General features: G+C 61.0%; 15 protein-coding genes and 4 pseudogenes. 7 read left to right on the top strand and 12 right to left on the bottom strand.

Going from position 1 to position 26351, the window contains the following annotated elements:
• Positions 1-42 precede the first annotated feature (42 nt).
• The 3 genes from OKW45_RS20850 to OKW45_RS20840 all read left to right on the top strand — a co-directional run bounded on the left by OKW45_RS20850 (position 43) and on the right by OKW45_RS20840 (position 2489).
• The gene (locus OKW45_RS20850; RefSeq protein ID WP_429470806.1) at positions 43-252 is read left to right on the top strand and encodes a hypothetical protein; all 210 of its coding nucleotides are present in this window, start codon (positions 43-45) and stop codon (positions 250-252) included.
• Positions 253-328: 76 nt separating this feature from the next.
• The gene (hfq, locus tag OKW45_RS20845) at positions 329-592 is read left to right on the top strand and encodes an RNA chaperone Hfq (RefSeq protein ID WP_429473330.1); all 264 of its coding nucleotides are present in this window, start codon (positions 329-331) and stop codon (positions 590-592) included.
• Between the two features lie 766 nt (positions 593-1358).
• Positions 1359-2489 carry an IS110 family RNA-guided transposase gene (locus OKW45_RS20840; RefSeq protein WP_090812607.1) on the top strand — a complete coding sequence of 377 codons (1131 nt, stop codon included), beginning with the start codon at positions 1359-1361 and terminating at the stop codon, positions 2487-2489.
• Between the two features lie 414 nt (positions 2490-2903).
• Here the strand turns inward: OKW45_RS20840 and OKW45_RS20835 are convergent, their stop codons facing one another.
• The 7 genes and pseudogenes from OKW45_RS20835 to OKW45_RS20805 all read right to left on the bottom strand — a co-directional run.
• Positions 2904-3107 carry a cold-shock protein gene (locus OKW45_RS20835; RefSeq protein ID WP_137333051.1) on the bottom strand — a complete coding sequence of 68 codons (204 nt, stop codon included), beginning with the start codon at positions 3105-3107 and terminating at the stop codon, positions 2904-2906.
• A gap of 250 nt (positions 3108-3357) precedes the next feature.
• On the bottom strand, positions 3358-4098 hold the full coding sequence (locus OKW45_RS20830; RefSeq protein ID WP_429470804.1) for a 3-ketoacyl-ACP reductase: 741 nt from the start codon (positions 4096-4098) through the stop codon (positions 3358-3360).
• Between the two features lie 277 nt (positions 4099-4375).
• Positions 4376-4510 (bottom strand): hypothetical protein, encoded by a 135-nt coding sequence (locus OKW45_RS20825; protein WP_429470802.1) that lies wholly within the window; start codon positions 4508-4510, stop codon positions 4376-4378.
• 164 nt (positions 4511-4674) lie between these two features.
• Positions 4675-4947 carry an XRE family transcriptional regulator gene (locus OKW45_RS20820; protein ID WP_429470800.1) on the bottom strand — a complete coding sequence of 91 codons (273 nt, stop codon included), beginning with the start codon at positions 4945-4947 and terminating at the stop codon, positions 4675-4677.
• Between the two features lie 321 nt (positions 4948-5268).
• Positions 5269-5646: a response regulator gene (locus OKW45_RS20815; RefSeq protein WP_429470798.1), complete on the bottom strand. Its 378-nt coding sequence runs from the start codon at positions 5644-5646 to the stop codon at positions 5269-5271.
• Between the two features lie 531 nt (positions 5647-6177).
• A pseudogene (locus tag OKW45_RS20810) lies at positions 6178-6525 on the bottom strand (VOC family protein); the annotation flags it as partial.
• 1 nt (position 6526) lies between these two features.
• Positions 6527-6996 (bottom strand): annotated as a pseudogene (locus OKW45_RS20805) (tyrosine-type recombinase/integrase); the annotation flags it as partial.
• 815 nt (positions 6997-7811) lie between these two features.
• On the opposite strand from OKW45_RS20805, the gene OKW45_RS20800 reads away from it, so the two are divergent.
• A complete protein-coding gene (locus tag OKW45_RS20800; protein ID WP_429470796.1) occupies positions 7812-9233 on the top strand; it encodes a beta-propeller fold lactonase family protein in 1422 nt (473 codons plus the stop codon).
• A gap of 407 nt (positions 9234-9640) precedes the next feature.
• Positions 9641-11072: pseudogene (locus OKW45_RS20795) on the top strand (IS1182 family transposase).
• Between the two features lie 730 nt (positions 11073-11802).
• On the opposite strand, the gene OKW45_RS20790 reads toward OKW45_RS20795, so the two are convergent.
• The 5 genes and pseudogenes from OKW45_RS20790 to OKW45_RS20770 all read right to left on the bottom strand — a co-directional run bounded on the left by OKW45_RS20790 (position 11803) and on the right by OKW45_RS20770 (position 17244).
• The gene (locus OKW45_RS20790; protein WP_429465750.1) at positions 11803-14574 is read right to left on the bottom strand and encodes a tetratricopeptide repeat protein; all 2772 of its coding nucleotides are present in this window, start codon (positions 14572-14574) and stop codon (positions 11803-11805) included.
• Positions 14575-14594: 20 nt separating this feature from the next.
• Complete coding sequence (locus OKW45_RS20785; protein ID WP_429465752.1) at positions 14595-15521, bottom strand: aldo/keto reductase; 927 nt, start codon at positions 15519-15521, stop codon at positions 14595-14597.
• A 429-nt stretch (positions 15522-15950) separates the two neighbouring features.
• A complete protein-coding gene (locus OKW45_RS20780; protein WP_429465754.1) occupies positions 15951-16241 on the bottom strand; it encodes a hypothetical protein in 291 nt (96 codons plus the stop codon).
• A 393-nt stretch (positions 16242-16634) separates the two neighbouring features.
• Positions 16635-16990, bottom strand: a pseudogene (locus tag OKW45_RS20775) (VOC family protein).
• A complete protein-coding gene (locus OKW45_RS20770; protein ID WP_429470794.1) occupies positions 16975-17244 on the bottom strand; it encodes a hypothetical protein in 270 nt (89 codons plus the stop codon). Before OKW45_RS20770 ends, OKW45_RS20775 begins: the two are co-directional and overlap by 16 nt.
• Positions 17245-17820: 576 nt before the next feature.
• Between OKW45_RS20770 and OKW45_RS20765 the strand changes: the two genes are divergently transcribed.
• Positions 17821-19278, top strand: coding sequence for an NCS1 family nucleobase:cation symporter-1 (locus OKW45_RS20765; RefSeq protein WP_429470792.1), 1458 nt, complete (start codon positions 17821-17823; stop codon positions 19276-19278).
• 868 nt (positions 19279-20146) lie between these two features.
• The gene (locus OKW45_RS20760; protein WP_429470790.1) at positions 20147-26020 is read left to right on the top strand and encodes an ATP-binding sensor histidine kinase; all 5874 of its coding nucleotides are present in this window, start codon (positions 20147-20149) and stop codon (positions 26018-26020) included.
• The last annotated feature ends 331 nt before the right edge of the window (positions 26021-26351 follow it).

Below are 26351 nucleotides of genomic sequence, written 5' to 3'. Positions count from 1 at the left end.
CAGTCAGCTTAGGGTGAGTTCTGCCCGCTGAGGAGTTCCAATATGAAACTTGACGCCGCCACTTTCCGGCAACTGCGTCGCCTGGCTCCCGTCCTCGACGACATCCTTAACGCAGGCGAGGTCGAGTATGCAGACCAGGCTGTGAATCTCACTGCATTGGCAACCCTGTGCTCACAATTGTTCGACGCATACCGCCACCTGCATCCGAACAATACGGAGCAGGCATGCCTCGACGCCCTCGAGTCGCAGTAACACACTTCCTCTGGACTGGCTCGCGGCTTCAGGTATCGCCGGTACAATCAAAGAACCTATCGCTTTGACCCAGAACATGACCGCACCTCCATGCGTACAGGACGATTTTCTGCAGACGCTCGCAAGGGACAAGACCACCGTAAACGTGTTCCTCGTGAGCGGTATCAGACTGATTGGCCAACTGGCCGGCTTTGACCAGTTTGCAGTGCTGTTGGAGTCTGGCCCAGGCGTGCAACTTGTTTACAAACATGCCATTTCGACCGTGATGCCGGTCAATGGCAGGGGCCCGGCACGCGGTTCCGGCGCGGCGGTGAATCGGGACAAGCCGAACAACTTGTGAGTTCGGGTCCGATGAGAACTGTCATGACATGCTGTCGTCTACGCCTGACCTGCGCATAGTCAGGCGACGTCCACGTCGGGAAGGTCAGACAGGCGCGCACAATCCGTACTCTTCGGAACGATAACTCCGGCGCGCCAAAGGGTCACGTCGCGTTCCAGTACGCCGAGCGACCTGGCCACCCGACTGGAAGTAACCTTTGCGCGCTTGATGGTCATGTCCAGCCGCGCAGCGAAGGCTCGCCTGGAACAATGGCGCCGCTAGCTGCGAAGTCGCATCACCGTTCCGTTGCCGTTATTCACGGACGCTATCCGTCTCCCGCGACAACAGAGGCACGCCAGCGTCACTCACTCGTTGAAGAGGTCGCGGCACGGGCCGCCATATCGAACATCGAGCGATGACTCGTCCATGAAAACGAGTCGCTTTACAACTCCACAATCCTGGACTTTTTGAACGGCGTCCCGTTTCACGAAGACGCCTGGACGTTCGTCGGGTAGAACCAGCTGCATCAACGGTCCGTATGTTTGCATGGCGTTGAAAAAGCTGGGTTCCGCAGAGGGCTCCGTCACCCCCAGCCAGTAAACCAGGGCTGCGCTAGGATTTCGGGCGTCGCGTGCAAGAAAGCGCAACGTCTTGCGGGTAGGCAGTATGACTTCCTGCGGGACAGAGGCTGGCCTGCCGCAACGGAATCAAACGCGGGTTAGCATTGCTGTCAGAGCCGCACGGTGCGGACGTGCCGCACCCGGCGATTTCCGACGCGGAGGCCAGCATGGAGCACGATAGCACTCTTTACGTGGGTCTTGATGTTCATAAGGATTCGATCACGGTCGCCTATGCCATTGGTTCGGGCGAGGTTGAACTGCTCGGCAAGATCGGTACTACGCAGGCCGACGTGGAACGGTTGTGCAAGAGACTGCAATCTAAAGCGCGGTGCGTCAGCATCGTCTACGAAGCCGGTCCGTGCGGATATGGGCTTTACCGGCAGCTTGTCCAGAAAGAATTCCAGTGCATGGTCTGCGCGCCCTCGCTGATTCCCCGCAAGCCAGGTGAGCACATCAAGACTGACAGACGTGATGCCGTCAAGCTCGTCCGATCGCTGCGTGCCGGCGACCTGTCGGCCGTATACGTCCCCAGCATCGACGATGAAGCATTCCGGGATCTGGCCCGCGCATGGGTGATTGCCAAGGACGACCTCAAGCGTGCACGGCAACGGGTAAAAGCCTTTCTGCTGTCGCACGGCGTGCGCTACACCGGCTCTGCCGACTGGGGGCCGGCGCACCGACGCTGGCTGAGCGCATACAGCTTCGACAGTGCGTGGCAGCAGTTTGCGTTTGAAGAGCTACGTCGCGCGATCGAAGACCGGCTCGCCCAATGTGACCGGCTGGAGTCCGCGCTGCGTGAGGCAGTCGTCAACTGGCGCTTCTATCCCGCCGTCCTGGGCCTGCAGGCAATGCGCGGTGTCCAGTTCACCACGGCAGTGGGCATGCTCGCCGAGCTGGGCGATCTCTCACGCTTCGTGCACCCACGCCAGTTGATGGCGTGGCTCGGGGTGACGCCGTCCGAGCACTCATCGGGCGGCAAGCGTCGTCAGGGCAGCATCACTAAAAGCGGCAACAGTTATGCAAGAAAGCTGCTAGTTGAAGCTGCATGGAGCTATCGCCACCCTGCGCGTGTGAGCCCCGATATTCAGCGTCGTCACGAAGGTCTGCCTAAACCGATTGTAGATCGAGCCTGGGACGCACAGGTGCGCTTGTGCCGACGCTATCGCAAACTCGTCGCGCGCGGCAAGCAGAAGAATATCGCCGTAGTCGCAGTTGCCCGTGAACTCAGCGGATTCATCTGGGACATCTGCCGGCTCTCCTTGTCGCTGGCCATACCGCGCGAGACACAGATGCCATGATGTACAGCAATGCCCTGCGTCTGCATCCACCGTAACGACACGTGCAGGAGTTTCCTGAAGGCGGCGTAGCCCGGCACACGAGTAACCCGCGACCAGGGTAGGCAACGGATCTCATCCGAATTGCGGTGGTAGGTAGCGGAAGGCTCATTGGGCGGACATCTGTAATGCGGTAGCCAATCCGCGGATATCAGCTTGATCCACCGTCGAGACTTACTGCTACGTCGCCCTCAGGAAATTCAAACATCGAAAACACAGAACCGATCATATTGACACGAGAAGTCATATCACCCTGGTAGGACGAGGGTTCGATATGCGGCGCATCGCACATGCAGGTCCCCAGCTGGTTGTCCTTACGTTTTGCGAAATGGGCCGCATAACGTCCCATTCATCGCGACGAGGCGAGTGTCGGGCTTGTTACAGCGGCTTGATGTTGGCAGCCTGCTTGCCCTTCGGCCCCTGCTTCACTTCGAAGCTGACCTTCTGATTCTCCTGCAAGGATTTGAAGCCGCTGCCCTGAACCTCAGAGAAGTGGGCGAACAGGTCTTCTCCGCCGTCGTCCGGCGTGATAAAGCCGAAGCCCTTGGCGTCGTTAAACCACTTTACAGTTCCGGTTGCCATATTCACTCCACAAAAGTTTAATGTCGCATTCGCGTTTGCTGTATTTTCACAGCGCGGCGAATCAGGAGGAAGAGTCTCACCACGCTGACACTGTCTTCGCGAGTCACATCGGTCGTCGATGTGCGCGACCGGCCCAGTATTATGCCATCAGTGTGGGCGCCGCGAAGCCGCTTGCGTCTCGTCGCCACTTCGACGGGAACGCAGGCCTGGACAGCTAGCGGCACGCGTAAAGCACGCGTCCATCGAGGGCTCAACCCATGTGAAGTCCACCGTTGAGCGAAAAATCAGCACCGGTCGCAAAGCCGGACTCATTGCTGGCGAGCCACGAGACAATTGAAGCAATTTCCGACGCCTCTCCGAGACGGCGCACCGGAATGCCCTGAATAATTGCGTCCAGTACTTCAGGACGCACCGCACGAACCATATCCGTGCCGATGTATCCGGGGGAAACCGTATTCACCGTGATGCCCTTCGTTGCCACTTCCTGGGCAAGCGACATCGTGAAGCCGTGAATACCCGCCTTGGCAGTCGAGTAGTTCGTCTGGCCGAACTGCCCTTTCTGCCCGTTCACCGACGAGATGTTGATGATTCGCCCCCACTCCCTGCTGACCATCCCCTCGATGACCTGCTTGGTGACATTGAAGAGGCTGGTCAGGTTCGTATCAATGACATCGTTCCAGTTCTCCATCGACATCTTGCGAAACGTGCCATCCCGCGTAATGCCGGCGTTATTCACCAGCACGTCAATCTCGCCGACGTCCTTCGTCACCCTGGCAAATGCCGCCACCGTAGACTCCCAGTCACCGACATTCCCTTCGGATGCGGTGAAGGAAAATCCAAGCACCTCCTGCTCCTTCAGCCATCTTTCGCGCCGGGCAGAGTTGGGCCCACAACCGGCGACGACCGTGAATCCGTCCTTGAACAACCGCTGACAGATTTCTGTACCAATTCCACCCATGCCGCCGGTGACATAAGCGATTCGCTTTGACATGTTCTTCCCTCGGTTGTTGCGGTTAAGAATTGAAACTTGTAGTTCGCCTGCATGTATGCGGCTCACGCTGCCTGGCGCGCGTTGGCGCGTTGGCGCGTCCGCGAGGCCGTACCTTTCAGCTTCCGGGCAACAGGTTTGCGAGCAGACACAGGTACTGGCGGCGCGCTGGATACCTCCTCTGGCAAACGGCCGCCCTCAATAAAGTGCTGGAGCACCTTGCCCGCCAGCGGCTTCCCGCGCTGCTCCAGTCTTCTGAGAAGGGCGTGCGCAAATGCCATCAGGTCGTCGCCGCAAGCATGCTTTCCTCGTACAGCGTGCTCGCGATATGCGAGGCGCCTCGCGACAACTCCATCTCGTACTTATTGAGACGCGGCGCCTGGTCGAACGCCGCATCCTGTTTAACTTCCTTCACATTGATTCCCTCCGGGTTTGCGGAAGAGACGCCTGCTGTGCCGCATCCGAAATGCGTACCACTGCATCATTGCGAGTGCGATGCCGACCGGGCTGCGAACTTCAGAACGTACGGGAATCCACGGAGCACAAACTCCCCGGCCCGCGATTCCCGCGAACTGCGAATCAGGCGACCGGAGGCTGCCCGGTGCAAAGCCAGTGAACATCGAGTTGGAGGACGGCGGCAAGACGCGTACAAGCGTTCAGCGGCGGCACGGTGATTCCGCGTCGCCAATATTGCACGTCATATTCGCTCACACCCAGCCCCTTCGCTGCGCGTGCCGAACTGATGCCGGCGCGTGTCAATGCCCTGTCGAGGCGTGCGGCCAGGGCGCGCTTCAGGCGGTCATTCCCGGCACTGCGCTCGAGATGACCGATACTTTGGGTATGTCGATTCATTTGTCTCACTTCTCCCAGATTATATTTTTTGCAACTCAACACCGGTTATTTCGGTGCCGGCCGAATCTAGGTATTTGTCATGACGGCCTCATGACGCCATGTTGCCTTTTCGCCGGCACGCCGGATGCCACTGTGGTTGGCGTTATAGTTGCGAGAACAACTATTCCTTCGCGTGTGCCGTGGCGCCAACCAATAAGTAAATGTTCACATTTGCCGTTGCACACATACGACCAAAAGGTCGTCCGAACCATCCGGACGAGACAACCCTGGCTTGCGTTTAGCTCGGCCTTGGGGTGACCGCATCTGACAGCCAAGCAATGCCTAGGCGGCCAGGCGAGCGCTCGCATCACCACAGCTTTGAGCCTCTTCAATCACTTGCAAAAGTGCCTCGAGGGAGAACGGCTTCTGCAGGCAGACATCGAAAATCCGTGCGAGTCCGCCGTCCTCACTGTCTCCAGTCATGGAGACCATGAAGGGCCGGTCAGCGAAAGGCGTGTTGACAATCGACAGTGCGACAGCACTTCCTTTAATTCCGGGCAGGTTCTCGTCCAGCAGGACCAGTTCGAAAGCGCGGCAGCACAGCAGCGAGAGCGCGCTTTCTCCGTCTTCCGCCACGGTGGCGCGGTGACCATAGCAGTCAAGCAGGAAAGCCAGACTGTCCGCGACCACCTCATTATCTTCGACGACCAGCACGTCCATTCAATGTCTCCTTAAATGCCAAAAACTCGGGTTAACATTGATTCGTATTATTATATTATCCTAATTGTTTTGGATGGCTTACGTATGTTAAATGGTTACGCCCAACTCCACTAGGCGTTTAGCTTAAAAATAGCAGCACGAACGTCCGTGAGTTTGGCGACGGCACTCCAAGGTATTATGTATGTACGTTGACGCACCTTCGTGACCAGCACTATTTAGCCGCCCGGTAAAACTGATAACACGCCTTGCGCATCATGGAAACTTCACGCGACGAACCCTCTGTTTCCGCTGATAACCGCTGTCCTCCGGATTTCCTCGCACCGGCGGACGGTGGAATGCGTTATTGGACAAAAACTTCCTGGTTCAGGTATTTCTGCGCGCCCGACGACGCCGGCGACGCGCGGCTTCCGAAGGGCGTTAGCTGACGGAAGCAGGCGAGTCGCGGTCGTCGCCGGACGGAAGATGCTGAACTGCGCAACACGAGCCCCGTCGTGCTGGACGCCTTGCTGCTTCATTTGTGCACAATCGACGCTACTTTTCTTCTCGCATCCCCGGCGTGAAAGTGATACCGACCAGTAGTCCTTCGGGTGATATGAAAAGACTCACCGTCTGCCCCGAAGGCTCTTTCCTGCTCCTGACGGGCATCCGATGTCCTCGCGATTCAAGCTCCGCCGTTGCCTTTTCGACACTATCAACATCAAACTCGAGCCAGGCTTGTGGAGCAGGAATGTCGTCGGGCGAGGAGTCCTTGCCAAAACACGACTGCGCCGCCTGAGAAAGTGGCCAGAGGGCAAAACTTTTTGCGCCCTTCAGAGCTTCCGTATGAAGTTAGCCACCACTCTCCTCCTTGAAGGGGATGCCGAGGTTCTCGCCGTAGAGCTGTCATGCGTTGGCTATCGATGTCGCCGACCTTAAGCGCGACCACTTCGCCAGCGCGCAACCCTGTGCCGTAAGCCAGCGACAACGCCGTCTGATGCTTTAATTACCTGTTGCCGCAATCAGTCGCCGGACCTCGTCGGGGCTGAGCACGACCGGCAATATGCGCGGCACGCGCACCGGCTGCATCCGAGCCATCGATTCCGGCTTCTGAAGTGTGATCTCGAAGAAGAACTTCAGCCCGGTGATCGCGGCATTAAGGGAGATGGGCGACGTTCCGTGATCAACCAGATACAACTGGTAGTTTCGCACGTCTTCGACCGTCGCTGTGTCGGGCGAGCGTTTCAGATACCGAGCGAATTCACGCACGATGCGCAGATAGCCCGCCCGGGTCTGGGGAGAAAACTGGCGCATGCGCATGTCGTCTGTCATACGCTGACGCAGAGGGCTGACGCCCGGTTGAGTGGAGATCATGATGCAGCTGCGTTTGAAGAACGAGGCGGATTGCCCCGATCCTCAACATACGGAATCGCGCCGCAGACCTCTCAAGTACTCTCCAAGTCGAGCCGCAGCCCCCTACCGCGCGAGCGGTTTCGTTCGCCGACCCTTTCCGGACCAGGAACCCGGCCTCACCTCTACGGCCGCTTTGATGTGTTCAACGGCCATCCACACATCCGAGTCGGCTGGCAAATCGGTGCCGGTGACTGATTTTCGCGGTTTCGGGAAAACCGATTAGATCTCGTTTTGCCTTTCTGCGTGCGTACCGCTCAAATCCGCATTGGGTGGAAGTCTTTCCTGTGCAGATGCCGGCATTTTTTTTTGGGTATTCGGATTCTGCGCAATATGGCGCTGGTTCTTCTGTGCGTGCACCACAGAAAGACCAGAAGTCCTGCAAAAAGGCGTAAAACGCTGAGATATCGGCGCGCATTCGCGGCACCAGTTGCTATTCTTCAGACGCGGCGATCCACGTGGTTCCGGTCGGCCCTGCGGGTCGTCGGCAGCCATTCCGCGCACACGCGGAATGGTACTGTATACCGCGTCCGGGCCTGACCTCGGCTCACGACGCGCACTGCGTCGACTGCAGTCGCGCATGCATCTGGCTCGCCATGAGCAGTTCGCTAACTGGCCTATCCTCGACACCCGTGGCGTTCAAGTCACGTTCGCCGTCCGTCCGACCGCAAGCCTTGCCAACCACGATGGTCATCGAACGTTCCGACTTTGATGGCTATTCGCGCCTTTCGCCCTGATTCGACAAAGCATCCGGCGAATCCGACAGCCGGAGACGGGAAATGTGTTCATATCGTCTTGCACGTGATGTGCCCCGCGTATTAGCTGCATGCATGGTTGTCGTGGGTTTGGGATTGTCCGCAATATCCGACCCGGTACAGGCAGAGCTCGCATACATTACGACATCGAGCGGCCTCGCGATTGCCGACACCTCAACAAACACCGTTCTGACGACTCTATCCGAGATCAGTTCGCCTTACGGCGTTGCACTCAGTCCTGACGGTTCGCGAGCATACGTCGGTACTTACCCCAACCTGATCTACGTCGTTGATACCGCATCTCGAACAGTTGTTGCTCAACCTCAGCTGACCTTGCCACAACAGGTTGTTGTTTCTCCGGACGGAAAATGGGTCTATGCCTCTTCCGGAACCAGCCCTGACGTGAGCGTCATCGACACCTCGACGAACACGGTAACCAGGGTCGTGCCCACTGGACTGGAAAATGCCGCCAACATCGGTCTCACCCCTGACGGCAAGAAGTTGTTCGTCAGTGCCACAAGTACGGTTTACGGGTCGTTCGTTGTCATCGATACGACGACCTTTGCGGTCACACAAATTTCATCACCCGCGTCGAGGTGTACAAATATCGCCATGTCCCCGACCGCACCTCGGGCATATCTTGCGTGCGGCGGGGTGGTACTGATTCTGGATACATCGGCCAACACATTGGTGGGAGCGATCCAGAACCTTCCCTATGTGCAGTACGGGGTAATCTCCGCGGATGGCAAAACCTTGTATGAGGCAGCCCGGTACGCCCTCACGATCTACGTAATCGATTTGACTTCAAACTCTCTGCATACCCAGGTATCCTACGACGGGCCTCAAGAGCTAGGTCTTTCAGCGGATGGCAAAACGCTTTTTGTGACCAGTGAGATCGCTCAGTTTCCTCCGCATGTTGGCGAAATCGACACTACGTCCCTGGCGTCCGTCGGATCCATCCCCCTCCCCGCGGGAACCTTCTCGGTATCTATAGCGATCCCCGCTGGAGCACTACAATTTGCCTCCTTCGCACCGAAAGTCAAGCTCGCACGGAGGTCTAAGGCGTTCACATTCGACGCGACGTTCACGCTTGCGGCCACAGCGAGTGCGCTAACGCCGCAGACACAGTCGACGACGCTGACAGTCGGAGGCCTGACGCTGACAATTCCCGCTGGCTCACTGCAGCAAAAGGGTTCACAGGGAAACAGGTACTTTTTCGCGGGCACCATCAATAACACCAGGCTGACTGTTTTCCTGGAGGGAACGAACCTTGGGCCCTACAGGCTATCAGTCAAGGGTGAGGACTGTCACCTTAGCGGGATCGAAAATCCGTTGCCAATAGCGCTCACCATTGGAAACAACAACGGGACAGCCAACGTGAACCCGGACGTCAGGGAAGGGCGGCAAGGCGGCACGGCGGATCATGATGACTCACCGAAGGACTGAAGAGATTGTTGCGACGGGCTGGCCCTGACCGCGTTGACACGCACTGTCGAACCTGGGAGTCCCCTTTTTTGTCTCGCACTATCGGTCTGGCGTCCGACGAAGGAACGCCATGCGAGGCAGTCCCGCATATGACGTCCATGCGCCAGAAGTACGACATTATCCAGGCGAGTACCAACACAACGAGTGCAGCGGATAGCTACGCCGAGATGCTCGCGTACCACCGCGGAACAAAGCACTCGGGAGGATAGGCGTGCGTGTTCGGGAGGCCAATGGCCGCATGCGATTGGAGAACCGACGTCTGAACCTCTGTTCGACAATAGTGGCGAATGACACTTCATGGCCCAGATTGTGTCAAAACGCATTTTGGAGCGCTAAAATTTGCCATCCGATGGCGAAGGATGAGCAAGATGAAACGGTTCGTTCAAGGCGACAATCGTACGCAAAGCTTTTCTCCTCCCCGAAGCCCTCGATGACTACGTGACGGACACCAATCCCGTGCGCGTAGTTGATGTCTTTGTCGATGAGCTTGATCTGCATAAGCTTGGGTTTGAAGGCGTCGAACCAGCATTGACCGGTCGGCCGTCGTATCACCCCGAGGTGATGCTCAAGATCTATATCTACGGTTACCTGAACCGTATTCAGTCGAGCCGCCGCCTTGAACGCGAGGCCCAGCGCAACATCGAACTGATGTGGCTTACAGGCCGCCTTGCACCGGACTTCAAGACCATTGCGCGGTTCCGTAAGGACAACGGCAAAGCGATCCGTAGCGTCTGCCGTCAGTTCGTCATGCTATGCCAGCGTCTGGACCTCTTCGCCGAAGCGATCGTTGCGATTGACGGCAGCAAGTTCAAGGCGGTGAACCACCGTGACCGTAACTTCACGAGCGCGAAGCTTGAACGACGCATGCGCGACATCGAGTCAAGTATTGCTCGCTATCTTGAGGCGATGGACACAGCGGATCGTCAGGAGCCTGCAATCGCGAAGGTCAGGACGGAGCGACTGCAAGACAGGATTGCGGCCTTGAAGGAGCAGATGCGAGGCCTCAAGGAGATCGAGGTCCAACTCACCGCAGCACCCGACAAACAGGTATCGCTCACGGATCCAGATGCCCGTTCGATGAAGACTCGAGGTACGGGGGTTGTTGGTTACAACGTGCAGACTGCAGTTGACGCAAAGCACCACCTGATCGTCGCGCACGTCGTTATCAATGATGGGATCGATCGTGATCAGTTGACGTCAATGGCGAAGCTTGCCCGTACAGAGATGGCCGTGGACAAGCTCACTGCAGTTGCGGACCGGGGCTACTACAAGAGCGAGGAAATACTCGCATGCCATGAGGCTGGAATAAGCGTGCTCGTTCCGAAACCGGTGACATCGAGCGCAACGGCTAATGGCCGCTTCGGCAAGGATGACTTCATTTACAACGCACAGACGGACGAATATCGGTGCCCGGCGGGCCAGCGGCTAATCTGGCGATTCTCAACTGTTGAGCGCGGTCTGAAGACCAGTAAATACTGGAGTTCCAATTGCCAGCAATGCTCACTAAAGGGGGATTGCACTCCAGGCCCTCAACGTCGCGTGGCACGCTGGGAACACGAAGATGTTCTCGATGAGATGCAGGCGCGACTTGATCATGCGCCTGAGATGATGCGCATCCGGCGACAGACTGTCGAGCATCCGTTCGGGACGATCAAGGCATGGATGGGCGCCACTCATTTCCTGACACGGATCATCGAGCGCGTGAGCACAGAAATGAGCTTGCACGTGCTTGCGTACAACATGAAGCGCGTGATCAAGCTACTCGGTTCAGAAGCGTTGATGACAGCGATGCGGGCGTGAGCCCTGTTGGGAGGTGCTGCGCCTTCGCAATACTTTCGCTGTGATTTGACGCTCGGTTCGCCGCAATCGAAAAGTCGAGACCTGCGTCAAGCCAGGTTTCGTTAATTCCCAGTCGCTGCCCGTTTTGACACGCTCTGGGCCGATCACTGCCTCATGCAATCGGCATACATCGCTCGAACTTCACAAGGCAGCGATCGGCGGCACGCGCCAGGTAGAACAGACATTCCAAATGTACGTGTGAATTGCCGGTCGAGCGTCTCAACCTGCCCCAATCTATCCGCGGTAGACCCATTACGACTGTTGACGCCGACACGATATCGACCCACATTCCGACATCGGACTGACCACGTCTGTTAATTAGATAAAGGTTTCAGCAGCAACGCGATTCGCGGCCCACTCTGGGGGGCAGCCGAATTTCCACATCCCTACTGCATCAGGAGTTCCGCGCACGTAGGTCGCCGTCCAGCACGACCAGATCAGGCATAGATCCGCGCTCGAGACCAATCGGGGCGTAGTCGGCGCATCGCGCTTCGGCGCTGGTAGTCAGGTCGGCAAGAAGACACGCGACACCATCGCGAAACATACCCAAACCAGTCGGAGCGACGAAAAGGACAAGCGTAAGTTCAGGTTGCTTTCCCACGAACGTTTGATCGATCGTATCCGCGACTCACCTGGCCCTTGTGTCGTCGGATGGCTTGGTCGCAGTCTTGACATACCCACATCCCGCTCATTACGCACGTAGATCGAGGGCAAACCCGATCGCCTCCAGTAGCGTCATGGATCTCCCCTGCCTATTCGCGTCCGCGATGGCTTCGGCTTTGAGGCCCGAGCCTGCCTGCTGCAACGTGCGGTCGAGCTCGGCGCGCCAAGCCGGCGGCGCGGGGGCACCTATCTGCTCGCGCACGGCCTGCGCTGCAGCGGCAATGGTGATGGCGCACACGGCCCAGCCCTGCGCGGCAGCCAGATTCGCGAATCCCTCCAGGACGAAGGCGATCCCGCGCCGATCCCCCATTTCGCGGAGGATCGCCAGACTATCGTGCAACAGGGCAGCCGCGCGGTCGAACTCGCCGGCGTCGCGCGCGAGCGCCGCCAGCGTCCCCAGCACGTTGGCCTGGTTCTGTCTGTCGCCAATCTCGCGCCATACCGCGAGCGCTTGGTCAAGACGCGAGCGGGCAAGGTCGCGCTGCCCGCCGGAGCGAGCCACGATCCCCAAGGCCGTGAGCGCCCACCCTTTCCCAATGGGATCACCCAGCTTCTGCCACAACTCAAGGCTCGCCTGGAGCTGCACCTCGGCGGCACCCGCATCGCCTTCATCCCGCGCGATAAGCCCCAGGTTACCGAGCGCCACCGCCACACCTTCACTGTCGCCCGCCTGCCGAAGCTGCGGCAGGCTCTCGTCGAGGAGCTTGCAGGCGCGGACGTAGTCGGCCTGGTAGCGGGCGACAAAGGCCAGATCAACGAGCGCCCAGCCGATTCCGCGCGGGTCAGCGAGCGCACGATACATGTCGAGGCTTTCATCAAAGAGGGTGCGGGCCTCGGCGTAGTCGCCTTGTTCGCGGGCGAGCCAGCCCGCCGCGTGCAGCGCCTTGGCGCGCGACTTGTTGCGACGTCCCGCGGTGGGTAGCGCCAGCAGCGTGGCGAGCCGCTGACGCGCCTCGGTGACGTAGCTGTGGGCGCGCCAGAAACGCGCCAGCGCCGCCGCCAGCCGCAGCCCATGCTCGGCCGGCCCGTGCTCGACGAACCATCGCAAGGCAGCGCGCAGGTTGTCGTGCTCCTGTTGCAGACGGTCGAGCCAGACGCCCTGCCGCGGTCCGATGAGGCCGGGCTCCGCCTGTTCCGCCAGCGTTAGGTACCAGTCGGCGTGTCGCACGCGGAGCGTGTCGCTCTCGCCGGCCTCAGCGAGACGCTCCAGCGCATACTCACGAAGGGTTTCGAGCATGGCGAAACGCGGCTCGTCGTCCTCACCCCGCTCGTCCTGCCGCAGGAGACTCTTATCGATGAGGGAGGCCAAGCCCGTAAGCACGTCGGCAACCGATCCGCAGGCGCAATCCGCCGAGCCGACCACGACCTCAGCCGCGGTCAGCGTACAACCTCCGACGAACACAGCCAAGCGACGGAACAGCCGCTGCTCCTCTGTGCTCAGGAGCTCATGGCTCCAGGTGATCGCCTGCCGCAGCGTTTGTTGGCGCAGCGCCACATCCCTTGGACCGCCCGTGAGCACCGCCATGCGCTGGCCCAGCCGCGCGAGGATTGCAGCGGGCGAAAACATCTTCACGCGGGCGGCGGCCAACTCGATAGCCAGGGGCAGGCCGTCGAGGCGATGGCAGATTTCCGCCACGGTGCTCGCGTTCGCCGCGCAGAGTTCGAAGTTGGGCTTTACGGTCTTTGCCCGCTCCACGATTAGCCGGATGGATTCATAGCGCGACATCTCGTCGACGGACTGCGAGCGCAACAGATCAGGCAGGGCCAGGGGTGGAACGCACAATTGCTGCTCGCCGCTCAGGTGCAGGACCTCGCGGCTCGTGACGAGCGCCTTCACTCGTGGGCACCCCGCAAGCAGGTCAGCCACGTGGGGAGCAGCCGCCAGAAGGTGCTCGAAGTTGTCTAGCACGAGGAGCAGTTGCTTGTCACAAAGGTATTCCTGCAAGGCCTCGGCGAGCGGCCGGCTGGGGGTCTCGTGCAAGCCGAGAACCTTTGCCAAGGTCGGCACCACGAGTTCGGGGGACGGCACGGGCGCGAACTCTACGAAGAAAACGCCGTCGACGTACTCGTCGAGCGCGTCTGCCGCAACGTGCAGGCTCAGCCGCGTTTTCCCGACCCCGCCGGGCCCGGTCAAGGTGAGGAGCCGCGTATATGGCCGTCGGAGCAGATCACGGGCGGCTGCGATCTCCCGCTCACGCCCGATGAACGTTGTTGGCTCCACGGGCAGGTTGTTGCGACGCTCTCCGAGAGTGCGGAGCGGCGGGAAGTCGGCGGCGAGGCCGCAGGCCATGAGCTGGAAGATTCGCTCCGGCCGCAGCAGGTCCTTGAGTCGATACTCTCCGAGGTCGAGGAGAACTGCGCCGGCCGGCAAGCCGTCGCGCACGAGCGCCGCGGTCGCAGAGGAGACCACCGTCTGCCCCCCGTGAGCAGTGCTGGTGAGGCGAGCGCAGCGGTGCAGCGGAGCACCGAAGTATTGATCCCCCTGTAGCTCAACCTCGCCCGTATGCAGGCCCATCCGAACCTTCAGCGCGCCCAGCACTCCCCAGTCCGACGCTTGGAGGTCGTGCTGCCCGCGCAGCGCAGCCGCCACCGCGTCGGTTGCCGCCGGGAACGCCGCGCAGACGGCATCGCCGACTGTCTCGAACACGCACCCGCCGTGAGCCTCCACGACCTCACGGAGCATGGCGTAGTGGCGGGCTATAGCGGTCACGTACACCTCGGGATATCGCTCGAGGAGGCGCGTCGAGCCCTCGACGTCGGTGAAGAGGAAAGTGACTGTGCCAGCAGGTAACCCGGCCATGTCCCGCTCCACTCGCTCCCTCACCCGATTCGCCGCATGCGTTCGTCGACTTCCGCCCAGATGTCTTCGGGTAGTGGGAACGTTGCGGCGCTGACGTTCTCCTCGATCTCCCGCGGCGAACTGGCGCCAACGAGAACGCTGCTCACGCCCATGTGACGTATGGCAAATTGCAGCGCCACGGCCTGCAGCGACACGCCGCGCTCCTGCGCCCATCGCCACCAGTCCAGCGCTGCGGCTGCGTCAGGATGGGCGGCTAGGCGCGCGCTCACCATGGGATTAGGACCGGCAAGAAGACCGGTCATCAGCGCTCGCCCCACGAGCACTCCCATGCCCGCGGCGGCGGCCTCCGCGATCACGCAGGCATCGCTGCTTCGGATCAACGAGAAATCGTCGTGGATGAGAATGGCATCGAAGCGGCCAGAAGCGATTGCCTGGCGATGATAGCTGGCTCCCCGGATCGCGAAGGCGATGGCGCGGACTTTACCTTCGTCGCGCATGCGTTCGAGTTCGCCGACGGCGCCGTGTGGCCCCAGAACGGCGGCCATGTCGATGGCATCGGTCGCATGCACCTGCACGAGATCAACTGAATCGAGGCCGAGGATCTTGAGGCTCTCCTCTACAGACCAGCGGGTGGCGCCCGCCGAGTAATCGCCGTGTCGGGCGGGGTGCATGCCGACCTTTGTGCACACGTGGAGCCCGCTGGGGCGCCCGCCGATCGCGGCTAGCGCTTTGGCAAACCGCTGCTCGCACACGCCGTAGAAAGGGGAGCCTTCAATGTAGTTGACACCGAGGTCAATCGCGCGAAGCACCGTCTGGACCGCCGCGTCCTCCGGCACGGGGCCGTAGCGGCCGCCGAGGCCGGCTCCGCCAAGCGTCAGCGTGGTCACCTCGAACCCGGCGCGCCCCAGCGGCCGGCGGGTCAGGATGGGAAGGAACGCGTGTGGCATTTTTGTCTCCGATCCCTCTTCGTCTTCACATAAGGCTCGGGTGCCAGATGAGACGAAAAAACATCAATCTTTCATCAATAACTCACCCGATAGCGGCAAGGTCGTTGAATACCGTGCGCGGGTGTCTTTGTGGTTCAAGTACGAAGGCTGAACCGATGACAAACGCAAAGGGTATCTGCTTCCCGCCTGTTGTAATTGTTTTTGCTCAACGCTTGCCTGGCGACTCCAAGCGGTGCACCATCCGCACTCCGGTTCAGACGCCGTACCTTGCCCAATCCGCTCTGTGGGATCTTCCTGATTAACGTGCTCAGGCCGGTCTGGACGAACCTGGCAAGCAGTGTGTGCGTGAGGAGCAGCCGCTGAGGCCGGTTACGTACCTGCCAATCCGGTCGCTGAACTCACGCGCTGCCAGTCGCCAGCCGAAGTTACTTACTTCAGGTGAATGAGGACTGATCCCTCCGATACTTCCGGCCCGGTCGCGCCGGTGTCTCCGGCGTTTTTAGCGATCCAGTCCTTCGCCTTTTGCACGCTTTCATCAATGCCTGCCTTGTCCTGGCAAACAGTCACCGAGAATCCGCCATCGCCGCTGCGTGCAAGGGTGTAGCCGACAAAGCCTTTGACCGAACGCATCAGTTCTTCGACGTCAGTCGTTCGCTTCTCCAGCAGATCGAATAACTCCTTTGCACCCTTTCCGGAATACCGCCTTATAACAGTCTGCATGATTGGGTCCTCCTGTTGATGGACCAACGAGACGAGTTACGCCGCACAAACAATGTGCGCAGGCTCTAACTGCTCTTTCCGAAAGCGTGGAGTGCGCGCAACTCATTGAGAAGACCGCGCACCGGATATCCGCGACCTTACCAACCTTACCAGGTGTAGTAACTTTGCCGTCGTAGTAAACCGGGCAAGCCGTGCAAAATCCTGGTGCCTTCAGCCAACGTCCGCAATTGGCCCGGCCTCTGCCTGTCGGCCACTGGCGGCACGCGGACCCGGAGCGACCAGATCATTCTGCGGCAAGCAGCTATTCAATGTTTGAGCTCGGGCCGCGACCCCGTTAAAGCCAACACGTCCGCCACGAAGTGCGGGCGCCGATCCCCGTTGAACTTCAATCCGCTAGACGCCAATCCTATAAGGGCGGGTCATGACCTGAAGAAAATGACCGTCAGGATCGTCGAAATACATTCCCCGGCCGCCGTTGTGCAGATAGTTTTCGCCGGCACGCTGTTTGCTCGGATCGGCCCAATACTGATGCCCTCTGTCACGAATACGAGCGAAGACCCGGTCGAACTCGTCCTCACTGATCAGAAACGCGTAATGCTGCATGGAAATTGCGCTGTCGCTTTCGAAGAAGTCGAGTGAGACGCCATTTAACTCAATGGGATCCGGAAGCCTAGGATGTCCATGAGGAACCTTGTCGACTTCTGCTTATCGCTGCACCAGACGACAGTGTGGTTTAGCTGTACGTCCATGTTGCGACCCTCACTGAAATGTGCCCGGGCATGCCCTTCTGGCCCAGAGATTTCAGCGCCCCAGCAAGCACGTCGCGGAGAGGCTCGGGCGACCGGCCGCCAAGGCGCTCGACGTCGCCGGTCACAATGTCGAACGCATTCGCCGCGAAGCTCACCCGGATGCTGATGACGGTGTTGACGGCCTCCACCCATGAGCGAGCGGCGGCTATAAAGGCCAATGAAGCAACGATCAACATCGCGAATTGAATGGCCACTTCCTGGGTGGAACCGACGCCTGAATGTCCGTGCGACCGAGCCGGCGAATGACGCTTCGTGGCCGAACCCGGTCCGACAGCAAACTTCGGTGAGGGGGCTGAGCACCGCCGGTTGCGTTCGGCGGCACCCATCCACTTCTGCCATTTGGGATCGTATCTGAACTGACGAACGCCAGCTGTCGCCCGATGCGGGACCATCGGAGGTCAATCGAACACGGCATTTGAGTCGGGCTGCCCCCACATCGAACCCTTCGACGAGGGGTCCTCCAGCCATCTCCAGATCGACGGCCCTCAGATTTCGAGCGGGACGCCGCAACGGTAAGCGTCGCGCAATTTTATTGATTTACGCGGTCATACGGACAACAACGACGAAGAAGTCAACCGTCCAATCCCACGCACAATGAGTGCAATCGCAAGTTGCGCCGGCATGCACTCGATCAGGGTTAACCCATTCAGAGCTGTGCCGCAAAGTACATACAGTTCTTGCATGCGAGCCTGCTTCAGACGCGGGGGCATCGCCGCCCATGGTCGTCTGGCGGTGTTTCCTCAGTTCCACGAAATCAAAGGAGATGACAGATGGAAATCCGCAACCCTTCCCCCGGCCTCTACAACGAAGATCTCGCACCTGCCAGGGTGCGCAACTGGGGTGCCTTCAGCATTTTCAACGTCTGGACCTCGGACGTGCACAGCCTCTGGGGCTACTACCTCGCCGCCAGCCTGTTCCTGCTGTGCGGCAGCTTTACCAACTTTGTGCTGGCGATCGGGCTCGGCTCACTCGTGATCTTCGCGCTGATGAATCTGATCGGCTACGCCGGCGAGAAGACCGGCGTGCCATACCCGGTGCTGGCGCGCGCCTCTTTCGGCGTGTGGGGCGCCAACTTCGCCGCGCTGGTGCGCGCCGTGGTGGCCTGCTTCTGGTACGGCGCGCAGACAGCAGCGGCTTCGAGCGCGATAGTCGCGCTGTTGATCCGCAGCACCAGCCTGATGGAGTTCCACAAGGGCACGCACTTTCTCGGCCACTCGGGGCTGGAAGTGATCTGCTACTTCATCGTCTGGGCGCTGCAGCTGCTCATCATTCAGAAGGGCATGGAAACGGTGCGCAAATTCCAGGACCTGGCCGGTCCGGCGGTGTGGATCGCGATGCTGATCCTGGCGATCGGCCTGTGCGTCAAGGCCGGCGGCTTCTCGTTCGAACATGGCATTCCGATGGACGCGCTGCTCGAGAAGACCAAGGACGCCGGCGTCAGCGGCGAGCCCGGGTCGTTCTGGGCGCTGATGGCCGTGGGCGCGACCTGGATCACCTACTTCGCGGCGCTGTACCTGAACTTTTGCGACTTCTCGCGCTATGCGAAAAACCGCGACGCAGTCAAGAAAGGAAATCTGTGGGGCCTGCCGGTCAACCTGATTGCGTTCTCGCTGGTCGCCGGCGTCACCACCATCGCCGCCTTCAGGGTGTACGGCGAAGTGCTGCTGCACCCCGAGCAGATATCAGCCAAGTTCGACAGCTGGATACTGGCACTCATCGCGGCGGTGACCTTCGCAGTCGCCACGCTAGGCATCAACGTGGTGGCCAATTTCGTCTCGGCGGCGTTCGACATCTCCAACACGTTCCCGAGGCAGATCAGCTTCAGGAAGGGCGGTTTCATCGCTGCAGTCATCGCGCTGGTGCTCTACCCGTTTGCGCCGTGGGAAGGCAACGCCGCGCACTTCGTCAACGCCATCGGCGCCACGATGGGCCCGCTGCTGGGGATCATCCTGGTCGACTACTATCTGGTGGCCAAGGGCAACATCAACGTCGCGGCGCTCTACCAGGAGCACGGCGAGTATCGCTACGAAGGCGGCTGGAACGTCAACGCGCTGGCCGCGGCGGCGGTCGGCAGCGTGTTTTCGACCTTCCTGCCCAACTTCACCAACCTGCTGCCGGCCTGGTGGAATACATATGGCTGGTTCTTCGGCGTAGCGATCGGCGGCGGCATTTACCTGATCATGGCGACGCTGCGGCCGCGTACCGCGATCGCCCCTACCCGCGTTTAAGGGTCTTTCCATCCCGATCAGGTAGGGTCAAGCACTGGCGCGGCACCGCCGGGTGCCTCCCGGAAGCGGGCGGTCGGTCACGATAGCCGCGTGCGGCTCGAGAATCGCAGATCTGGCCGACGACCCACCTGATGGCATCGTTCAAAGAAGGGCACTTTCAGCCATCAAGCGTCATTCGTCCGTTCCGTCGCGCAGACATTCAGACGGCGGGTCCGCCCCGGTCGCTGCCTCATGCGATCTGCATACACAGCTTGAACACCGCATGGCATCGATCGGCAGCACGCGACCCATCTCTGCCGTTGGACGCCTCATCATGTAGACGGCAGCTTCCGAGGCGCAACGGTCATCCGTGCCTCCGCGGCTGCCGGTACGCTCACTGCCTTTGCCTACGGTCGCGGATCGCAAGTATCGTGTCTCACGGCTTTGTCCGGTGGCGCTTGCGAGCCGGAAAATTGTCGAGTGATGGGCCACGCTGACGGCACCCGCATGAAGTCTGATGGAGGGGCGGAGGGTCACGAACCAGGAGCGCCTCTGCAGCGAACCCTCCGCGGCACGGTTCGGGCCAGCCTTGGCCACGGCGCCGAAGCCGCGTCGGTGGCGCGCCAGGCCCCACCCGTTCGATGGCACAGTCCGAGTAACGTGCAGGTCCTCACCGCGGCCCTCGACCCAATCCCGATGGCGCCGCGGTCGCCGAAGTGTATCCTGACGAGACGCTTGCGGCTGTAGAACGTTGCAGCCCATAGCGATGCCGTCGCGCGCGCACCCGGCCCATTTAGGCGGACGGATGTTATCGTCCTCTTAACTCAATAACAGGCGGCAGTCTGACGGCAGAGTGCGACAGATAAATGTGTAGTATGGTTCGGGCGCGATGGGTAACAGCTTTCAAATCTTATGGAACGATGGCGAGCGCGTCTTCTGTCGAGGGCGGCGCCCGGGCGATGGCGATGGCGGCGGCGGCGACAACGTCCTGATTGCGCGGCCCGCCGCCGAACATCCCCCACTCGGCATCCTCGAACGCCTCGCGCACGAATTCGGATTGAAGGACGAACTCGATGGCGGGTGGGCGGTGCGGCCACTGGAGCTGGTGCACGAAGGCGGCCGGACCCTGCTGGTGCTCGAGGATCCGGGCGGCGAGCCGCTCGCGCGGCTGCTCGGCGCGCCCATGGAGGTGGGACGTTTTTTACGCATCGCCGTCGGCATCGCCGCGGCGCTGGGCAAGCTCCACCAGCGCGGCCTCGTCCATAAGGACCTCAAGCCCGCCCATATCCTCGTGAACTGCGCGGACGGACAGGCTCGGCTCACCGGCTTCGGCATAGCATCGCGCCTGCCGCGCGAGCGACAGGCGCCCGAGCCGCCCGAGACCATCGCCGGCACGCTCGCCTACATGGCGCCCGAGCAGACCGGCCGGATGAACCGCTCGATCGATACCCGCAGTGATCTCTATGCGTTTGGCGTCACGCTCTATCAGATGCTCACCGGCGTGCTGCCCTTTGCGGCCGCCGACCCCATGGAATGGGTGCACTGCCATATCGCCAGAAAGCCGGTGCCGCCCAGCGAGCGGTTGGAGACCGTCCCTGCTCCGCTCTCTCGGATCGCCCTGAAGCTGCTCGCCAAGACCGCCGAGGAGCGCTACCAGACCGCCGACGGCGTCGAGCGCGACCTGCGGCGCTGCCTGACCGAATGGGAGCATCGGCACCGCATCGATGATTTCCCGCTGGGCGAACACGACACCCCCGACCGGCTGCTGATTCCCGAGAAGCTGTACGGACGGGAGCGCGAGATCGATACCCTCGTTGCCGCGTTCGATCGGGTCGTCACCTGCGGTGCGCCCGAACTGGTGCTGGTCTCCGGCTATTCCGGGATCGGCAAGTCCTCGGTCGTCAATGAGCTGCAAAAGGTGCTGGTGCCGCCGCGCGGGCTCTTCGCCTCCGGCAAGTTCGACCAGTATAAGCGCGACATTCCCTATGCGACGCTGGTGCAGGCGTTTCAAAGCCTGGTGCTGCCGCTTCTGGGCAAGAGCGATACCGAGCTGGCGAGCTGGCGCGACGCGTTGCTGGGGTCGCTGGAGCCCAATGCACGGCTCATCACCGACCTCGTCCCCGAACTGAAGCTCATCATCGGGGACCCGCCACCGGTCCCGGAGCTCGAGCCGCAGCAGGCGCAAAGCCGTTTCCAGCTCGTGTTCCGCCACTTCATCGGCGTCTTTGCCCGGCCGGACCATCCCCTGGCGCTCTTCCTCGACGATCTGCAATGGCTCGATGCGGCGACGCTTGACCTGCTCGCGGACCTGCTGACCCGCTCGGATCTGCAACACCTCATGTTGATCGGCGCCTATCGCGACAACGAGATCGATGCCGCTCATCCGCTGATGCGCAAGCTCGGTGCGATCCGCCAAGCCGGAGCGCACATGCAGGAGATTCACCTCGCGCCGCTCGGCCGTGACGACGTCGGGCAGTTGATCGCCGATGCGCTCCGCTGCGAAGCCTCGGGTCCGGCGCCGCTGGCGCAGCTGGTGCACGAAAAGGCCGCCGGCAATCCATTCTTCGTGATTCAGTTTTTGCAAGCGCTCGCCGAAGAGGGCTTGCTCCGCTTCGATCATAAGGCGGCGCGCTGGTTGTGGGATCTCGATCGCATTGACGACAAGGGCTACACCGACAATGTCGTGGACCTCATGGTGGGCAAGCTGACCCGCTTGCCGGTCGAGACGCTGAATGCTTTGCAACAGTTCGCCGGCTTCGGCAACATCGCCGAGCTGGCGATGCTGTCGATCGTTCTCCAGACACCGGACGAGCACGTTCATGCGGCGCTGTGGCCAGCGGTCCGTCAGGAACTGGTGATGCACCTCGACGGCTCCTACAAATTTGTGCACGACCGGGTGCAGGAGGCCGCCTATTCATTGCTCCCGGGTGCCTCGCGCGCGGCAGTCCATCTCCGGATCGGCAGGCTGCTGCTCGCGGCTCAAACGTCTCCCGACAAACGAGAGGAGGCGATCTTCGACATCGTCAACCAGCTCAACCGCGGCGTCGCTCTGATTACCGAGCAACAGGAGCGGGACCAACTCGCCGAACTCAATCTGATCGCCGGCACGCGAGCCAAGAAGTCCACCGCATACGCCTCGGCACTCGCCTATCTCAATGTCGGCGCGGCACTGTTGGCGGAGGACAGCTGGGAGCGCCAGCATGAGCTGATCTTTGCGCTGAAGCTGCACGGGGCCGAATGCGAGTTCCTCACCGGCGCCCTGGCGGCCGCAGAGCAGCGATTGAATGCGCTTTCGCCCCGCACCGCAAATACGCGTGAACGAGCCACGGTCGCGTGCTTGCGCGCCGATTTGTACACGAACCTCGGTCAGAGCGACCGCGCGGTATCAGTCGGGCTCGAGTACCTTCGACATCTGGGCGTCGACTGGTCGCCGCATCCGACGGAAGAGGAAGTGCAACGCGAATACGACCGGATCTGGTCCCAGCTCGGAGGCCGCAGAATCGAAGAGATCTTTGATCTGCCTTTGATGAGCGATACGACATCCCTTGCGACGCTGGACGTTTTGACGAAGATTCTGCCGCCTGCATTTTTTACGGATGAGAACCTTGTTTCCTTGGTCGTCTGTAGGGCCATCAATCTCAGCCTCGAGCGGGGCAACAGCGATGGCTCATGCCTCGCCTATGTAGTGCTCGGCCCGGTCGCCGGTGCGCGCTTTGGCGACTATCAAGCCGCATTTCGGTTTGGCCGACTCGGCTATGAGTTGGTCGAACAACGTGGATTGAAGCGCTTTCAGGCGAGGACCTATATGAACTTTGGCGCTGTCTGCCTGCCCTGGGTGAGACATGTCCGCGCTGGCCGCGATCTGGTGCGTCGTGCGTTCGAAGTCGCAAACGAGATTGGCGATCTCACTTATACGGCGTATGCCAGCTACCACATTGTCACGAACCTGCTCGCGGCGGGCGATCCGCTCGTCGACGTGCAGCGCGAAGCCGAGCATGGCCTGGCGGTTGCGCAGAAACTGCGGTTCGGTCTCGCGGGCGACATCATCGGCACGCAGCTCGGGCTCGTCCGGATGCTCCGCGGCCTGACGCCGACGTTCGGCTCCTTTAATGACGAGCGGTTTGACGAGTTTCGGATTGAGCGCCGTTTCGCAAGCAACCGGGATTTGGCGCGTGCCGAATGTTGGTATTGGATCCGCAAGCTGCAGGCGCGCTTCCTTGCTTGCGACTATGGGGCAGCTATTGAGGCGTCATCGATGGCGCAACGGCTGCTGTGGACATCGCAGTCACTGTTCGAAACGGCGGAATATCACTTTTACGGCGCGCTTTCCCACGCGGCAGCTTGCGACACCGCCGCGGCCGGCCAGCGCCGGCCGCACGTCGCGGCGCTCGCCGCCCATCACCGACAGCTCCAAGTCTGGAAAGAGAATTGCCCGGAGAACTTCGAGAACCGGGCCGCGTTGGTGGGCGCGGAGCTCGCCCGCATCGAAGGCCGCGCGGTCGATGCCGAGCACCTGTATGAGCAGGCGATTCGCTCGGCACGGGAGAACGGCTTTGTCCACAACGAGGCGATCGCCTATGAGCGTGCTTCCGCCTTCTACCGAGCACGCCGATTCGACCAGTTCGCCGAGCTGTACCTGCGCAACGCCCGCTACGGCTACCTTCGCTGGGGCGCCGATGGCAAGGTGCGGCAGCTTGAGGAGTTGTATCCGCATTTGAGGACGGAAGAGCCCGCACCCGGCCCCGCGGGCACGATCGCGACACCGGTCGAGCGCCTCGATCTCGCCACCGTGATCAAGGTATCGCAGGCCGTCTCGGGTGACATTCTCCTAGAAAAGCTGATCAATACGCTGATGCGCACGGCGATTGAACAGGCCGGCGCCGAACGCGGCCTGTTGATTCTGTCGGACGGCGGCGAACACCGGATAGCAGCAGAAGCGACGAGCGGCGGCGACGCGACCCAGTTGCAGCTGCGCGATGTGCCGGTGAGCGCGGCGATGCTGCCGGAGTCGGTCCTCTACCACGTCCTGCGCACCCGCGAGAGCGTCATTCTCGACGAGGCCGTGGCCGAGCCCCCGTTTGCCACTGATCCTTACATCCGTCAGCAACGTGCCCGTTCGATTCTCTGCCTGCCCCTGATGAATCAGGCCAGGCTGACCGGCGCGCTCTACCTCGAAAACAATCTGACTACCCGCGTGTTCGGCCCGGCCCGGATCGCCGTGCTGAGGCTGGTGGCCTCGCAGGCGGCGATCGCGCTGGAGAATGCCCGTTTGTACCGCGACCTCGCCGGACGCGAAGCCAAGATCCGGCGCCTCGTCGACGCCAATATCATCGGGATCATCGTCCGGAATCACGATGGTGACATTCTCGAGGCTAATGACGCGTTTCTTCGGATGGTAGGCTACGACCGTAAGGACCTTGTTGCAGGCCGCATAAGGTGGACGGACCTGACGCCGCCGGAATGGCGTCAGGGCGACGAACGAGTCCTGCGAGAGATCAGGGAGACGGGGCGCGCGCAGCCCTTCGAAAAGGAGTACATCAGGAAGGACGGCAGCCGTGTGCCCGTCATGATCGGTACGGCCGCGTTTGAAGCAAGTCGGAAGGAAGGTGTCGCGTTCGTGCTCGATCTGACCGAGCGCAAGCGGGCGGAAGAGGCGCTGCGGCAGAGCGAGGAGCAATGGAAGGCCGTCTTCGAGAACAACCCGACCATGTTCTTCATGGTGGATGCGGCCGGCATCATCCTGTCCGTGAACCTCCTTGGTGCCGAGCAGCTTGGCTACACGGCCGACGAATTGATCGGTTCTCCCGTGCAGAACCTGTTTCTCGAGGCGGACCGGGAGGCCGTCCAGAGGAATACCGCCCTTTGTCTCGAACAACTCGGCCGACCGATGAGCTGGGAACTGCGCAAGGTCCGCAAGGATGGCGCGGTGCTCTGGGTTCGCGAGACGGCCAGAACGATGTTGATCAAGGAGCGACCGGTCGTCTTGATCGTGTGCGAGGACATCACCGAGGCCAAGCGCGCAGCGGAGGCTTTGCGTGAGGTGCAGATCGAGCTGGCACACGCGAACCGCGTGGCCACCATGGGCCAGCTCGCGGCCTCGATCGCCCATGAGGTCAACCAGCCGATCGCCGCGACGGTCACTAACGCCCAGGCGGCGCTGCGCTGGCTGAGCGCGCAGCCTCTTGACGCGGATAAGGTCCGGCAGGCGCTCGGCCGTATCGTGAAAGACGCCAATCGTGCGGAGGACGTCATCGGCCGGATTCGTGAGCTGATCAGGAAGGCGCCACCACGGAAGGAACGGATGGACCTCAACGAGGCGATCCGCGAGGTGATCGAACTCACGCGTGGCGAAGCAACGAAGCGCGGCGCCTCAGTGCAGACGCGACTCGCGGGGCGCTTGCCGCATATCGAAGGCGACCGGGTGCAACTGCAACAAGTCCTCCTCAATCTGGTCATCAACGCGATCGAGGCGATGAGCGGCGTCAGCGATGGCGCACGAGAAATAATAGTCACCACGGGGACAGCCGACGCTGGCTGCGTGCTCGTGGCGGTGCTCGATTCGGGGCCGGGTTTTGCCGCGGACAGCGCCGAACACGTTTTCGCCCCGTTCTACACCACGAAGTCCGCCGGTTTGGGGATGGGACTGTCAATCTGCCGTTCGATCATCGAAGCACACGGCGGCCGATTGTGGGCGAGCGCGAACGTGCCGCGCGGCGCTGTCTTTCAGTTCACCGTGCCGGTTTATCCAGAACTTTCATCGTGATTGCACGCAGCACGAGCACTTTTCTGGCGGTTGCGGTCCGCGAGCCGGCTGAGCCGGCGATGCGGCAGCTATGGTCGATCGGCCAGCGTCCGCTGTCTGGCTCGAAGCCGACGTTGCAATGTCCGCCGCGGCGCGCCTACGAGTGTCTCAAGATGGCCGGGTGCTGCCTGACATCGAGGGGCGGCACACGACCCTGAGCCGTCGGGTCGACCCACTGACGTGTAGTGGGCGGCTTTTGTTCTGGAGCGGCCATTACTATGCCCCGAGAGACGTCACTTTTGGCGGCTCGCCCAAGCTTGGTCGGCAACCTGCTGCCCAATGCGGCATCGTT

Origin of the sequence: Paraburkholderia lebeckiae (assembly GCF_050436225.1) — a bacterium.
GTDB lineage: Bacteria > Pseudomonadota > Gammaproteobacteria > Burkholderiales > Burkholderiaceae > Paraburkholderia > Paraburkholderia tuberum.
Note: the sequence above shows the minus strand (reverse complement) of the source record. Positions and strands in the feature narration are given on the sequence as shown.